11 protein-coding genes are annotated in these 14849 nt (G+C 35.0%); 2 read left to right on the top strand and 9 right to left on the bottom strand.

Annotation, left to right across the window (positions count from 1 at the left end):
- Positions 1 to 90: 90 nt before the first annotated feature.
- Complete coding sequence (locus B9N71_RS10255; protein ID WP_208610488.1) at positions 91 to 1311, bottom strand: RtcB family protein; 1221 nt, start codon at positions 1309 to 1311, stop codon at positions 91 to 93.
- Between the two features lie 286 nt (positions 1312 to 1597).
- On the opposite strand from B9N71_RS10255, the gene rtcR reads away from it, so the two are divergent.
- Positions 1598 to 3211 (top strand): RNA repair transcriptional activator RtcR, encoded by a 1614-nt coding sequence (rtcR, locus tag B9N71_RS10250; protein ID WP_085165862.1) that lies wholly within the window; start codon positions 1598 to 1600, stop codon positions 3209 to 3211.
- A 57-nt stretch (positions 3212 to 3268) separates the two neighbouring features.
- Here the strand turns inward: rtcR and B9N71_RS10245 are convergent, their stop codons facing one another.
- Complete coding sequence (locus B9N71_RS10245) at positions 3269 to 4033, bottom strand: DUF6882 domain-containing protein (RefSeq protein ID WP_143422113.1); 765 nt, start codon at positions 4031 to 4033, stop codon at positions 3269 to 3271.
- Between the two features lie 243 nt (positions 4034 to 4276).
- On the opposite strand from B9N71_RS10245, the gene B9N71_RS10240 reads away from it, so the two are divergent.
- Positions 4277 to 5674, top strand: a complete 1398-nt coding sequence (locus B9N71_RS10240; RefSeq protein ID WP_085165860.1) for an RtcB family protein — start codon at positions 4277 to 4279, stop codon at positions 5672 to 5674.
- A gap of 108 nt (positions 5675 to 5782) precedes the next feature.
- Here the strand turns inward: B9N71_RS10240 and pdxY are convergent, their stop codons facing one another.
- From pdxY to B9N71_RS10205, 7 genes are all read right to left on the bottom strand, one after another.
- Positions 5783 to 6649: a pyridoxal kinase PdxY gene (gene pdxY, locus B9N71_RS10235; protein ID WP_085165859.1), complete on the bottom strand. Its 867-nt coding sequence runs from the start codon at positions 6647 to 6649 to the stop codon at positions 5783 to 5785.
- A 12-nt stretch (positions 6650 to 6661) separates the two neighbouring features.
- A complete protein-coding gene (locus tag B9N71_RS10230) occupies positions 6662 to 7939 on the bottom strand; it encodes an MFS transporter (RefSeq protein WP_085165858.1) in 1278 nt (425 codons plus the stop codon).
- 138 nt (positions 7940 to 8077) lie between these two features.
- On the bottom strand, positions 8078 to 9079 hold the full coding sequence (locus B9N71_RS10225; protein ID WP_085165857.1) for a peptide ABC transporter ATP-binding protein: 1002 nt from the start codon (positions 9077 to 9079) through the stop codon (positions 8078 to 8080).
- Positions 9069 to 10046, bottom strand: coding sequence for a dipeptide ABC transporter ATP-binding protein (gene dppD / locus B9N71_RS10220; RefSeq protein WP_065574665.1), 978 nt, complete (start codon positions 10044 to 10046; stop codon positions 9069 to 9071). The genes B9N71_RS10225 and dppD overlap by 11 nt, the downstream gene beginning before the upstream one ends.
- Positions 10047 to 10059: 13 nt before the next feature.
- On the bottom strand, positions 10060 to 10983 hold the full coding sequence (gene dppC, locus B9N71_RS10215) for a dipeptide ABC transporter permease DppC (protein WP_085165856.1): 924 nt from the start codon (positions 10981 to 10983) through the stop codon (positions 10060 to 10062).
- Between the two features lie 14 nt (positions 10984 to 10997).
- Positions 10998 to 12014, bottom strand: a complete 1017-nt coding sequence (dppB, locus tag B9N71_RS10210) for a dipeptide ABC transporter permease DppB (RefSeq protein WP_085165855.1) — start codon at positions 12012 to 12014, stop codon at positions 10998 to 11000.
- A 146-nt stretch (positions 12015 to 12160) separates the two neighbouring features.
- Entirely contained in the window at positions 12161 to 13774 is a 1614-nt protein-coding gene (locus B9N71_RS10205; RefSeq protein WP_085165854.1) for an ABC transporter substrate-binding protein, read from the bottom strand.
- Positions 13775 to 14849: the final 1075 nt, after the last annotated feature.

The following is a 14849-nucleotide window of genomic DNA, read 5'->3' as shown; positions in this document are numbered from 1 at the left end:
TAATGCATTATTTTAGATTTATCATTGATATAATTAAGGTTTTTAATATTTTTATTTCCACCAATATTGAGGATTGCTCCTCAATATTTTTTACCCTTTCACACACACAACTTGCCGTAATTGATGGACAATTTCGACCAGTTCATTTTGGGCTGTCATTACCGCATCAATATCTTTGTATGCCATTGGGATTTCATCAATCACGTTGGCATCTTTTCGGCATTCAACGTGTGCTGTTGCTTTAATTTGGTCTTTAATGGTAAATTTCTTTTTAGCTTCTGTTCGGCTCATAACTCGCCCTGCACCGTGCGAGCATGAACAGAAACTTTCTTCATTACCAAGTCCTCGCACAATATAGCTTTTAGCTCCCATTGATCCCGGAATAATCCCTAGTTCACCTTTTCGAGCAGACACTGCACCTTTACGTGTAATGAAAATGTCTTCACCAAAATGTTGCTCTTTTTGCACATAGTTATGGTGACAATTTACCGCCGACATGTGCGTGGTAAATGGTTTAGTAATGACTTTACGCATTGCTAAGATAACATTATTCATCATGGCTTCACGGTTGAGCTTTGCAAATTCTTGCGCCCAATGCACAGCATCAACATAATCATGAAAATGTTCGGTTCCTTCTTCCAAATATGCTAAGTCTTTATCAGGTAGATTTTTGTTATGGACTTCCATATCTTTTCGTGCCATTTCTATAAAAAAGTTACCAATAGCATTACCTACACCTCGTGATCCACTATGCAACATAATCCAAACTCGATCGGCTTCGTCCAAACAAATTTCGATAAAATGGTTGCCAGTGCCAAGTGTGCCTAAATGCCGGTAATTATTGGTTTTTAAAAAATTTGGATATTTTTCTGTTAACTTTTCAAAACCGGGTAATAACTGTTGCCAATACTGGTCAATGAGTAATGGTGGATTTTGCCAGCTACCAATATCTTGTCGACGATTATGAGGCGATCGGCCATGCGGTACTGCTTTTTCAATTTCATTTCGTAACGGTAATAGATTGTCAGGTAAATCACTCGCTATTAAAGACGTTTGCACAGCAATCATGCCACAACCAATATCCACCCCTACAGTTGCCGGTATAATTGCGCCTATCGTTGGGATCACACTACCGATAGTTGATCCTTTACCGACATGCACATCAGGCATGACGGCGATATGTTTAAAAATAAACGGTAATTGTGCCGTTTTGGTTAATTGTGTTTTGGCTTCTTCTTCAACAGGCACGCCTTTTGTCCACATTTTTATTGGTTTGGCATTATCTGTTTGTAATAAGTTATATTGACTCATTTTTAATTCCATCTAAATTTTATGTAACGTTAAGTTTCTAAGTTTACAAGTTCAGTTTTATTTTGGGATGTTATCCCTTTTCTCTTGGGCGATAAAACCTTTTTTCTTATTCATTATTATAATTTGCTAAAAGTGTGCCAAAAATTAAAAAAAGATAAAAACAATTAATATCAATTTGATTTAAAACAAAAAAATAAATTTAAAACAGATGAATCTAAAAATTAGATAGATTTAAATAAGTTTGTTTTTTATAATTTTATCTATTAATTTATAAATTTTTATAAAAATGAAAAAGAATGTAGTGTTTGGTTTTTTAGGAAATGTATTGGATCAACGTGGTAAAGGTAAACGACGATGGTTGCAATGGCGACCGACTATCGATTTATGTCATCAATCTGATCTACCATTAACTCGATTTGAATTACTCTATTATCAAAACGATTATCATCTGCTTTGCGAAGTTGTTAAAGATATTAAAATTTTATCACCACAAACCGAAGTAAGGCCAATCGCAGTAAATATAGATGATCCATGGGATTTTGAACAAGTTTATACCTGCCTTTTTGATATTTCGAAAAACTACTCATTTAATTCAGAACAAGAAGAGTATTATTTGCATATCACAACAGGTACGCATGTCGCACAGATTTGTTTGTTTTTACTAGCAGAATCGCGCTATTATCCAGCTAAATTATTACAAATGTCTCCACCATCCAAAAAGGAGGTAATAGAAAAAAATTATAACTTAGAGGAAGCAGATCTTATTGCGCAAGTACCTTACGGTAATATGAATATCATCGATTTGAATTTGCATCGTTATGATAAAATCTTAACCCGTTTTCAACAATATGCCATTCAAGCAACAGATCTGTTAAAGTCAGGTATCGCTACTCGTAACCAACAATTTAATCAATTAATTGCTGAAATAGAACAGGTTGCTAGCCGATCGCATGCCCCTATTTTATTGTGTGGGCCAACTGGTGCAGGTAAATCATTTTTAGCTAAACAAATTTATTTGCTAAAACACACTAATCATCAAATTAACGGTCAATTTGTCGAAATTAACTGCGCCACCTTACGAGGTGATAGTGCAATGTCAACCTTATTTGGCCATGTGAAAGGAGCATTTACGGGTGCAAATCTCGCTCGTACCGGTTTACTTAAAAATGCTGATGGGGGATTATTATTTTTAGATGAAATTGGTGAACTTGGGCTTGATGAACAAGCAATGTTATTAAAAGCGATCGAAGAGAAACAATTTTATCCATTTGGTAGTGATAAACCGATTCAGAGTGATTTTCAATTAATTGCTGGGACTAATAAAGATCTTAAATTGGCGATTGAGAATGGTGAATTTCGTGAAGATCTGTTTGCCAGAATCAATTTGTGGAGTTATCAACTGCCGAGTTTAGCCGAACGAAAAGAAGATATCGAACCGAATATTGATTATGAATTGGCGCGTTATGCTAAAGAATACGGCATTATGCCACGTTTCAATCAACAATCAAGACGTGCTTATTTAGCTTTTGCTACCTCTCAGGAAGCCTTATGGCAGGGTAACTTTCGTGAATTAAATAGCTCGATTATTCGAATGGCAACGTTAGCACCACAAGCTAATATTACGTTGGAACAAGTAGAAAAAGAGATTCTACGCTTAAAACAAAACTGGGGGAAACACAAATCAGATGACTCTTTAATTCCATTAGAAATAGATGAATTTGATCGCTTCCAATTGGAAAAGGTGATTGAAATCTGCCAAAAAAGTAGCTGTTTATCTGAAGCTGGCAGAAAATTGTTCGCTGTGTCTCGCATAAAAAAACAACGTAGCAATGATGCTGATCGATTAAAAAAATATTTGGCAAAGTTTGGTTTAAGTTGGGATATGGTTAATAAAGCTTAATCAATGTATTGGTAAAATCTATTCCATAAATGAAAAGATTTTTACTGACAACTGTATTTATACATTTAAACTAATTAAACGAGATTGTTCATCAAATTTAGCAACTACTCTTTGCTCACCTTTTATTGCAACAAGCTCTGTTTGAGCTGTCAAATCGCTTTGTTTGACTTGATAATCTTTAGCAATTAGATAGTACTTAAGTGCCTGGTAATGATCCACATCAAAGTTTGAAATAAATTGAGAAAATATTTCAAAAATTTGGGTTTGATTATTTTTCTGCTCATGGTTATCACTTTCAGATGAAGAACTCCCAAACAGATTTGTTATAAATTTTGGCAAAATTTTAGAGATTTTATTCTGGTTATTATTTTTTGAGTTAATATGATCTTTTTTTATGGTTACCAATGCTATTCCTTGCCCAAAATCAGCCAGATAATATCCATCGGTATTAAACATTCCTGTAGCAATTACCCCTATTTTGTATAAATCTTCTTGTGTAGTGTCAAATTGAGCAGAAGTGAATAAATTAATATCATTTTCTTCACCATAGCTTTTTAAATTCAACGCTTGTTCAATAACCGATGTGGGTAACTGCGATGCTTCGTTATTCCAAGACCAAAGCCATGTTTCAGAAGATAAAGAAAAAGTACCTAATAATTGAATAGAAAAGGTTATATTATCACCAAAATAGATAACACCTTGATTGATATCTATTTGCCAATTGCTATCGCCAATTATTTCATAAAAATTGAGCTGTTTTTCAAATCCATAACAACCAAAGTGCTCTAACAATTCTTTTTCTGATTTGCATGGTGTTAGCATAACTTTTTGTATCCCCATACCCATAATAATTCTTTATTTTCTCTTTTAAATTTTATGTTTTGATTTAATACTGATATGTAATCCATAATATTAATATATGGTTTATCAAATCTCAATATCTTTACAGATAAAGATTTTTTGTATAGAATGTGCCCGCTTTCCTGAATAGTGCTGCTGCAGGAAAACAGTAATTATCTTCTCAATATGAGGAGACACTATTTTATTGTTTTCTAGGTGGCTATTATGTCTACATTTACCCGTTTACAAAAACGTTTGTCCCGCCTTGGGATTGAAAGTCATTTTAATAATGATATTTATACTTTTAATAAAGAAAATACTACTGCTCAGGTATTATTGCCTAATCCTTTACCATTAGAGGAAAAAGCCGTAGAACAACTATTAAATTTTGCTTCAGTTAAAATACCTAATAGTTTAGGTAAAGTTTGTACTGCGCGTGCAACACCCGATTTTCATCCGGGTACTATTGCACCAGTAGGTAGTATTGTCGCTACCACGCAGAATTTTATTATTCCAGCTGCAATTGGCACTGATATTAATTGTGGTATGCGGCTTTTTACAACGGGCTTAAGTTATGAGCAAGTGTGTAAACAAAAGTCTTCAATTATTGCGCAATTAAAACGCGTATTATTGCAAGATGAACGTGATGTTCCTGTTACGCCGCGATCTTTTCAAGCATTATTTGATCAAGATATTTCGGCATGGTTATCTGAATTACCTCAGCATGGGCTATGGAATTCGGTTAATTATGAACGGTTACGGGCAGAGCTTGATAAAATATCTGGTAATCATTTAATTGTGGCAGATAGTAAATATGCACCTGAAGCCTTTTTTGAAAAGCGAGATATTATCCGTCCTGCTAGCTTAGGTACTGTCGGTTCTGGTAACCATTTTGTTGAGTTACAAATTGTTGATGAGATAATGGATCGTCATTTAGCTTATCAATTAGGTCTTCAAAAAAATAGTATTGTGGTTATGATCCATACTGGATCACGTGATGTTGGATTTTATATTGGTCAACGTTGGCAAGATAGAGCAAAAGCCCTATGGCCAGCTAATGAAAAACAGCCTAAATCAGGATTGTTTGGCTTGACTGATAATGACGCTAAAGCTTATTTACAAGCAATGGGCGTTGCTGCTCGATATGCTTGGATAAATCGTATTGTCATCACCGAGTTAATACGTAAATCGTTATCAACGATCTTTCATCAAGATGATAGTCAATTAGTGGTTGATATTTCTCATAATATTATTTTACCAGAGCAAGGCATGAATATTCATCGTAAAGGTGCTACGCCTGCATATACAGGTCAAATAACATTAATTCCTGGGTCGATGGGTGATCACTCTTATGTAGCAGTTGGTAAAGGTAATGAAGAGTGGTTATGGTCTTGTTCACATGGTGCAGGAAGAGCAGAAAGAAGGCAAAACATGCGTAATAAAAAGGTAGAGTTTGAAAAGACTACCTTACCATGGCAATGCATTACTCTCAAAGAAGAGCGGCTACGCGAAGAAGCGCCTATAGCATACAAACCAATTACACCAGTAATTGAGGCGCAACAAAAAGCCGATTTGATTCAAACCATAGTTAAACTTAAACCTTGGATTACGTTTAAAGTATAATTAGGAAAATATTTTGTGCTAGAATTTATTATTTAATCAAAATATTAATATAAAATTTTAGCACAAAATACTTATTGTTTAGAAGAATAACATAGAAATGATATTCTTTTATAACATCAACTCCATCCCCCGATACCGTAAATCTGGTTTTTTAATCCACGCTTGAGCATCAATAATTGCCAATTCTCGAGCCTCTTTTTGTTTGGTGACCTCTAGCACGTGATTAGCGGCATTGGCGGCTAATTCAAACGCCATTAATTGGGATTGTCCATTAATTAGATGCGCTGTAAACAAGCTACAAATTAAATCACCCACACCTAATGGACGATGTGGAAAGTCATATAGTGGGCGGGCAAGATGATAGTTTTGGGTTGGCGTTGCTAACACCATTTCAAATAGGTCGGTTGTTTTGCCAGCGTGCACCAAATTTTTTACTAATATAGCTTTAATAGACTGTTTTTGTAGTGTTTTTATTGCATTTAGTACATCGTTAAATGTTTTAATTTCGATATCAGAAAGTATTTGTAATTCTAATAAATTTGGTGTGATATAGTCGGCTTGTTTAACCGCTTGCTTAGTGAAGAAATCAATAATACCTTGTGGCAGTGAACTACCTTTATTAATATCGCCCCCCATAACAGGATCACAAACATAGATAGCATTAGGATTATAGTATTTAATTTTGTTGACTGCTTCTAAGATTTCTTCGCCTTGTTCAGCAAGACCAATATAGCCCGAAATAATGGCGTCAATAGACTTTAAGATCCCAATTTTTTCTAGACTATTAACTATTCGTGTAATTTGTTTAGCACCAAGCACTATGCCATCATAATGAGGATAAACCGTATTACTGGATAATTGCACGGTATGGATCGGCATAACTTCAACGCCTTGTAGCTGCATGGCTAATGTCGATACCTTGTTACCGGCATAACCATAAACAACATTTGATTGAATTGATAATACTGTTTTCATATGTTTGCCTTATTATTCGTCATAGTAATGATAGCGGTTTAGGAGATAGATACAGATGATAGATATCAATGCTAAACAACAATAAAACAAGGCTAATGGTATCCAAAAAGCTTTGTAAGTATAAATAATATATGCCCCTATCATCGGAATTAGGCTACCAAAAATGGCAGCGCAACCTTGATAGCTGATAGATAACCCTGTGTAACGTATTCTGGTAGGAAAAACTCGACTTAAATAGCCCGCTATTACGCCATAAAAGCCACTGTAGCAAATTACGTTGAGCGAAATACCAATAATAAAGCTATTTTTTGTGCCTAGCTGAATGATTGGGAATAATAAAAATACCGATCCCATTGCTAAGATTGCCGAACAAATTAAAAATCGTGTTGCCGAGTATTTTTCTGAAAAATAGGCAATAAAAGGTTGCACAACAAAATGCACAATCGCAATCCAAAATAGAGCATCAACAATTATCTTGTCTTCAATACCTAGTGCAATAGTGGTATAGCCAATCATTAATGTATTAGAAAATATTCCACTAAATGACAATACATTAGCGCCAATGCTTAAAATTAATAGTGGTGTTGATTTTTTTAAAACTTCAATAATCGGTATTGAGTCTTGCTTTAAGTTTGCTTGCTTTTTGCATGATTCGATAAAGACAGGTGACTCGGTTAAGGTGACTCTAGCAATAATGCCAATAATTAATAAAATAGAACTGGCTAAAAATGGAATACGCCAGTAGCCACTATTAATAAGCTCAGCTATAGGTGAACGGATAATATAAGAAAAGACCAATAATGCTAAAATATTTCCTGCTGGGCTTCCCCACTGTGCAAAGGAAGAAAAGAAGTTTTTTAACCCTTTTGGGGCATGTTCATTGGTCATAAGCACTGCACCGCCCCATTCACCACCAACCGCAATCCCTTGTAATATGCGTAATGTAACTAATAATATTGGTGATAAAATGCCTGCTTGTTGATAAGAGGGTAATAAACCAACACAGGTGGTGGCACACCCCATTAAAATCAACGTAGTAATTAACGATTTTTTACGCCCCAAACGATCACCAATATGACCAAATAGTAACGCTCCTAAAGGACGTGATAAAAATCCCACGGCAAAGGTGGCAAAAGATCCTAAGATTTGCACAAATTGATTATCATCAGGAAAAAAAAGCTGACCAAATATTAATACTGATGCCAAGGCATAGATATAAAAATCATACCATTCAATGGTTGTACCAATAAAGGCGGCAAAAGCGACTTTTTTAGCTGATGAATTGGACATAAGTAATCTTAGGGCTATCGAGGTTGTAAGTTAATAATGAGTACGAAACTAGCACAAAACTATTAATATGACAATTTGTTATCTTCTAAGAAAAGAAAAATGCAATGGATAGATTTAGTATCTAATTTAGTGACAGAATTAACTGTCACCTTTATTATTTTCCTCTATACAGAAACACGCAATTTTATGTTCATTATAATTAATAAGCTGTGGTTGTTCTGTTGTACAACGTGAAAATGCTAAACGGCATCGAGCATTAAACGCACAACCCATAGGTGGATTTAGCGGACTTGGTAATTCACCTTCTAATTTAATTCTATCTCGTCTAAGATCAGGATTTAATCTTGGGGTTGCTGATAATAGTGCCTGAGTATATGGATGTTTAGGGTTACGATAGATTTCATCTTTTCGTCCTTGTTCAACGCAACGACCCAAATACATTACCATTACGTCATCAGCAATGTGTTCAACGACGGAAAGGTCATGAGAAATAAAAATATAAGATAAACCTAGGTCTTGCTGTAGATCCATCATCAAATTTAGCACTTGTGCCCGTACAGAAACGTCTAATGCTGAAACAGGTTCATCAGCAACTACTATTTCGGGATCAAGCATTAAACCTCTTGCGATAGCAATGCGTTGACGTTGTCCTCCTGAAAACATATGGGGATAACGGTTATAAAACTCTTCTTTTAATCCAACTTTTTGCATCATTGATAGTACTTTTGCTTTACGATCATTTGCTGTTAGATCAGTATTAATAATTAGTGGTTCTTCTAATATGGCACCAATTTTTTTGCGTGGGTTTAATGATGAGTATGGATTTTGGAAAACAATTTGGATTTTTTGGCGTCGCAATTTTTGCGCTTGTTGATCATCATCCAATAGGTTCTGATTTTTGAAATAGAGTTCGCCTGATGTGGGTTTTTCAATCATTGTTAATAATCTTGCTAATGATGATTTTCCACAGCCTGATTCTCCAACAATTGCAAGTGTTTTGGCTTTTTCTAATGTGAAAGATACACCGTCAACAGCTTTAACTTGTTTAGCTTCAGAAAAAAAACCGCTTTTTACATGATAATATTTTGTCAGTTTTCGGGCATCAAGCAGTAATTCGTTATTTTCCATATTATTGTTCATATTGTGGTATCCCTTCGCTTGATAGTGGATAATGACATTTTACTTTTCTAGTTTCACCATAGCTAACTAGTGCTGGTTCTTGGGTATAACAATGTTCAGTAGCATAAGGACAACGAGGGTTGAGTAAACAGCCTGTTGGTCGATCATATTTTCCTGGTACAACGCCTGATAATGATGCTAATCGCTCTTTGTCTTGAGTGAACTCAGGCAGTGATCGTAATAGTGCCTGTGTGTAAGGGTGTAATGGTTTTTTAAAGATAATTTCAGCATCTCCTATTTCAACCACCTGTCCAGCATACATTACAATAATTTTTTGTGCAGCCTCAGAAACTAACGCTAAGTCATGAGTAATAAGAATTAATGCCATATTATTTTTGCGTTGCAACTCAAGTAATAACTCAATAATTTGCCCTTGAATTGTGACATCTAGTGCTGTTGTTGGTTCATCAGCAATTAAGAGTTTTGGATTGCATGCAATGGCTATTGCAATCATTACTCGTTGGCTCATTCCGCCAGATAACTGGTGCGGATAAACCTTTAATCGATTTTCAGCATCAGGAATTCCGACTAATTTAAGCAATTCAATCGCTCTTGCTTTGAGCTCTTTTTTACTGCCACCTTGGTGGATTTTTAATGTTTCAATGATTTGGTAACCTATGGTAAAACATGGGTTTAAGCTAGTCATCGGATCTTGAAAGATCATTGCCACATCTGCACCTACAATTTTACGGCGCATTTTAGTTGAGATTTGTTGAAGATCTTTGCCATCAAAGTGTAATGCATTTGCATTGACTTTACCGGGAAAATCAATTAATCCCATTATGGCGAGTGAACTAACTGATTTTCCTGAACCTGATTCACCAACAATACCAACAACTTGCCCTTGCTCAACGTCATAACTAATGTGATCTACTGCTTTAAATCCACCAAATTGAACAGATAATTCTTTTACTTCTAATAGTGCCATGACTGTATCTCCATTACTGTTTCAATTTAGGATCAAGTGCGTCTCGCAAACCATCTCCCATTAAGTTGAAAGCTAACACTGTCATTAAAATTACTAAACCAGGAAAGGTAACGACCCACCATGCTGATTGTGCAAATTGCAATACGTCAGCAAGCATTGTTCCCCATTCTGGTGTTGGTGGTTGTGCACCCATGCCTAAAAAACCTAATGCAGCCATGTCTAAAATTGCGTTCGAAAATCCTAATGAAGCTTGAACAATTAATGGTGCTAAACAGTTTGGCAGAATATTTATAAACATCTGCCGTAAGGCTCCCGCTCCAGCAACTCGTGAGGCGATCACATAATCTTTATTAATTTCAGCAATCGTTGCTCCGCGTGTTAAGCGGACATAATGTGGTAATGCAACAAAAGCTAATGCTATTGAAGCGTTAATAATTGATGGACCAAATATTGCAACTAATACAAGTGCAAGTAGTAAACTCGGTAATGCAAGCATGATATCCACTGCACGCATAATTACATTGTCTAAAAAACCGCCTGCATAACCAGCAATTAATCCTAATGTAATCCCTAAAATTAATGAGATAATAACTACTAAGCAACCGACTAATAAGGATAAACGGGCACCATAAATGAGTCTGGATAGGATATCTCGTCCTACATCGTCAGTCCCTAAAATAAATTGCCAGCTGCCATCTTTCATCCAAACGGGTGGTGCTAGTAATGCATCTCTAAATTGTTCAGAAGGGGAATGTGGTGCAACAAAATTAGCAAAGATAGCGAGTAATGTAACAATAATAATAAAGACCAGTCCAACGACTGCGCCTTTATTTTTTGAAAAATAGAACCAGAACTCACGCATAGGCGTTAATGGTTTAGGTACGACTAAACTGGTGTCTTGCGTATTGGTTGGTTCAGTAATAACCTGTTTATTCATCTGTAAAAACACTCTTATTTATGTCTAATACGTGGGTTAATAACCCCGTACAACATATCAACTAATAAATTCACTAAAATAATTATGACCGCAACAATTAAAACGCCACTTTGTACAACGGGGTAATCTCGACGCTGTAGCGCTTCAATTAACCAACGACCAATTCCTGGCCATGAAAAGACAGTTTCGGTCAATATGGCGCCGGCAAGCATTGTACCAACTTGTAAGCCGATAACGGTTACAACAGGGATCATTGCATTACGCAATGCATGAACAAGGACGATTCGCATTCTACTAACGCCTTTAGCTCGTGCTGTTCGAATATAATCTTCACTCAATACTTCTAACATAGAAGAACGAGTCATGCGGACAATTACTGCTAATGGAATGGTTCCTAACACAATTGCAGGTAAAATTAAGTGAGTAACTGCATCGATAAAATCTTCTGTTTCACCCCATAATAAAGTATCTATTAACATCAATCCGGTTAAAGGATTACTTTCATCTAAGAAAAGCATATCACTAACACGACCAGATACTGGGGTTAAATTTAAGTGTACTGAGACTAACATTATCAGCATCATCCCCCACCAAAAAATTGGCATGGAGTAACCTGTTAAAGATAGTCCTATTGCTGTGTGATCAAATATTGAACCACGTTTCACTGCGGCAAGAACACCGATTGGGATTCCAAAACTAACAGCAAACAACATTGCACAAAATCCAAGTTCAAACGTTGCTTTAAATCGGGGTACAAATTCATCCCATACTGGAATTTGGCTTTTAAAAGAGGTTCCTAAATCGCCATGAAGCATGTTTATAATATATTGAAAATATTGTTGATACAGTGGTTTATCTAAACCCAGTTGAGTCATTAATTCAGCATGGCGTTCAGGGGTTAAACCTCGCTCTCCTGCAAGCACCATAATGGGATCACCCGGAATAAGGTGAACAAAAATAAAAGTAAGCAGTGTGATACAAATAAACGTTGGAATAAGTACACCTAACCGCTTTAGAATAAATTGAAACATGTAGTAGCTCTTAAATATTGCTTTTAAACTATCGTTTATAAAATAGATAAAATTTTATTGTTATTAAAAAATAGACTTATAGCTCTAAATTTAGCAAAACCCAACGTAGCGATTAACCACACCTAGGTGGTTAATCGTTAGGAATACTATTTTTCAAGCGTAACTTGGTTAAAGTCATGTAATGACAGAGGCGCTATAATATAGCCTTTAACTTCTTTGCGTAATGGCATATAAACCATTGAATGCGCAATCATCAATGCAGGTGCTTGATTATGCATTTCAACTTGTGCTTGTTTATATAGCTCAACTCTTTTTTCGTGATTTGACTCAATACGCGCTTGTTGCAATAAATCATCAAATGGTTTGTAACACCAGCGTGAATAGTTTGAACCTGCTTTAACCGCATCACAGCTCATCAAGACAGAATAAAAGTTATCAGGGTCGCCATTATCTCCAGTCCAGCCCATTAATACAGCATCATGTTCACCATCACGAATACGAGATAGATATTCTCCCCATTCATAACTCACAATTTTAGCTGTTACGCCAATTTTAGCCCAATCCGCTTGAATCATTTCGGCCATACGGCGTGCATTTGGGTTATATGGGCGTTGTACTGGCATTGCCCATAAATTGATAGTAAACCCGTTCTCTAATCCCGCTGATTTTAATAACTCTTTTGCTTGCGCTGGATCATAAGGATAATCTTTCACTTCATCGTTATAACTCCACATTGATGGAGGAATAAAGTTTTTAGCTGGTTCAGCTGCACCTTGAAAAACAGCTTTTATAATCGCATCTTTGTTCACGGCCATATTTAATGCTTGACGAACTTGCAATTTATCAAGTGGCGGCTTATCCATATTGTAGGCTAAATAGCCAATGTTAACGCCAGCCATTTCTTTAACAACAATATTTTTGTCTGATTTCATTCGTTCAACATCGGCTACATTTGGGTATGGCATAGCATGACACTCGCCTTTTTGTAACTTAGCATAACGAATTGCGGCATCTGGTGTAATAGAAAACACTAAGCGATCAAGTTTGGCTTTTGGACCAAAATAATCGGGATTTGCTTTATAAAGAATTCTGGAGTCTTTTTGGTATTGTACAAAAGTAAATGGGCCCGTACCAACAGGAACTAAGTCTAATTTTTCTGGTGTGTTTTTCTTAAGCATAGCATCAGCATATTCAGCTGATAAAATTGATGCAAATGACATTGCTAAATCTGCTAAAAAAGGGGCTTCTGGATGGTTTAATTCAAATACAACAGTATGGTCATCAATCTTTTTAATTTCTTTGATTAAATCTGGGAATCCCATACTTTCAAAGTATTCATATTGTCCACCAGAAACTTTGTTATAAGGATGATTTTTATCTTTTTGTCGCATAAATGTAAAAATAACATCATCAGCATTTAGGTTTCGTGTTGGTTTGAATTCTTTATTGCTATGCCACTTAACATCATCGCGTAAATGAAAAGTATAGGTTAAACCATCTTGGCTGATATCCCAAGATTTGGCTAAAGAAGGTTCAATTTCGGTAGTACCTAATTTAAATTCTACCAAACGATTATAAACAGGAACTGCACTCGCATCCATTGAAATACCACTTGTTGCTAACTGTGGATTAAATATTTCAGGTGAAGCTTCTGCACAATAAACTAACGTTCCTGCAGCATGAAGTTGTGCACTCGCAAGCATTGTTATTAGTCCTGCACTCAATAAGAATTTACGTTTATATTTCCTTAGATTACTCATAAAACCACTCCAATTATTTAACTGTAAACCGATTTTGTAACATTTAAACACAGGTAAGAATGTCGTATTTTTAATATTTTTTAAATATAGATTTAGTAAAACGTTCTAATTTTTATATTAATTAACTTTTATTTGGTTTAAATTCATATTTTTTATTTTTTGCACATATACAGTGCAAAGCGTACTATAATTAAAATTGCGATATAGCATAAAAGTTACAATAAAATTCCATTTTAGATTAAAAATAACTTTTAACAACAATATAACGACAGTTAAGTACTATGTAACAGATAAAATAAGCAAAAATAGTGCCATTTTTAATTTACAAATTCATATTAAAAAAGAACAGGTATATTTTATTTTCGTAGTTCTTAATTTATATCTAGTTCTAGATTTATTATATAACTTATCACTTACTAATTGATTTTTATAGAATGTATTATAGTCAGTGTAAGTAAAATAATCATTAAATTAATGATGTAAAATTAACTTATTACTGGATTTAGCTTAATTTTAGTTGAACACTGTTGAGTAGTGAAACAAGGTGAAAGGCTTATTTGAAAAGGCTTTAGGCATAAAAAAACCTGCTAGAAGCAGGTCTTAGAATTTGGTGATTGGTGCCCGGACGCGGAATCGAACATACTGCTTAAAGCATTGGTATTATTGAGTTGGAGGAATTGAGGTTGAGGAATGTATCCGAAGTTGTATCCGTAGGAACTTAATCTCTTTATCTGTCATCATCTTTTTTTACTGATAGCTCACTGAGATAAACACAATTTATTTCAGGAAACTCTAAAAGCGATAATAAAGCTCATGTCAGGAATGGATGAATATGAGGATTCTGCTCAATAAATAGTGTCATCAAATTTGAAATAGAATTTTCATATAAACTATGAGAACCAATTGCAAAAAAATTAGGTTCAACCTTGGCTTACAGTATAAATTTTTATAATCGGTTAATGAGAAGGAAAAGGAGTTTATAATTTTTATTCATAAACATTCCTTATGTTATTTATATCCTGGGAAAGGTCATTTTTAAGTTTTGATAATATAAACATAAAATGTATATCTTTCT

This window comes from Gilliamella bombi, from assembly GCF_900103255.1.
Lineage (GTDB): Bacteria > Pseudomonadota > Gammaproteobacteria > Enterobacterales > Orbaceae > Gilliamella > Gilliamella bombi.
Note: the sequence above shows the minus strand (reverse complement) of the source record. Positions and strands in the feature narration are given on the sequence as shown.

Excerpts from the sequence above, each read along its gene's own strand:
- B9N71_RS10255 (WP_208610488.1), bottom strand. The coding sequence starts at position 1,311 with ATGAGTCAATATAACTTATTACAAACAGATAATGCCAAACCAATAAAA.
- rtcR (WP_085165862.1), top strand. The coding sequence starts at position 1,598 with ATGAAAAAGAATGTAGTGTTTGGTTTTTTAGGAAATGTATTGGATCAA.
- B9N71_RS10245 (WP_143422113.1), bottom strand. The coding sequence starts at position 4,033 with ATGCTAACACCATGCAAATCAGAAAAAGAATTGTTAGAGCACTTTGGT.
- B9N71_RS10240 (WP_085165860.1), top strand. The coding sequence starts at position 4,277 with ATGTCTACATTTACCCGTTTACAAAAACGTTTGTCCCGCCTTGGGATT.
- pdxY (WP_085165859.1), bottom strand. The coding sequence starts at position 6,649 with ATGAAAACAGTATTATCAATTCAATCAAATGTTGTTTATGGTTATGCC.
- B9N71_RS10230 (WP_085165858.1), bottom strand. The coding sequence starts at position 7,939 with ATGTCCAATTCATCAGCTAAAAAAGTCGCTTTTGCCGCCTTTATTGGT.
- B9N71_RS10225 (WP_085165857.1), bottom strand. The coding sequence starts at position 9,079 with ATGAACAATAATATGGAAAATAACGAATTACTGCTTGATGCCCGAAAA.
- dppD (WP_065574665.1), bottom strand. The coding sequence starts at position 10,046 with ATGGCACTATTAGAAGTAAAAGAATTATCTGTTCAATTTGGTGGATTT.
- dppC (WP_085165856.1), bottom strand. The coding sequence starts at position 10,983 with ATGAATAAACAGGTTATTACTGAACCAACCAATACGCAAGACACCAGT.
- dppB (WP_085165855.1), bottom strand. The coding sequence starts at position 12,014 with ATGTTTCAATTTATTCTAAAGCGGTTAGGTGTACTTATTCCAACGTTT.
- B9N71_RS10205 (WP_085165854.1), bottom strand. The coding sequence starts at position 13,774 with ATGAGTAATCTAAGGAAATATAAACGTAAATTCTTATTGAGTGCAGGA.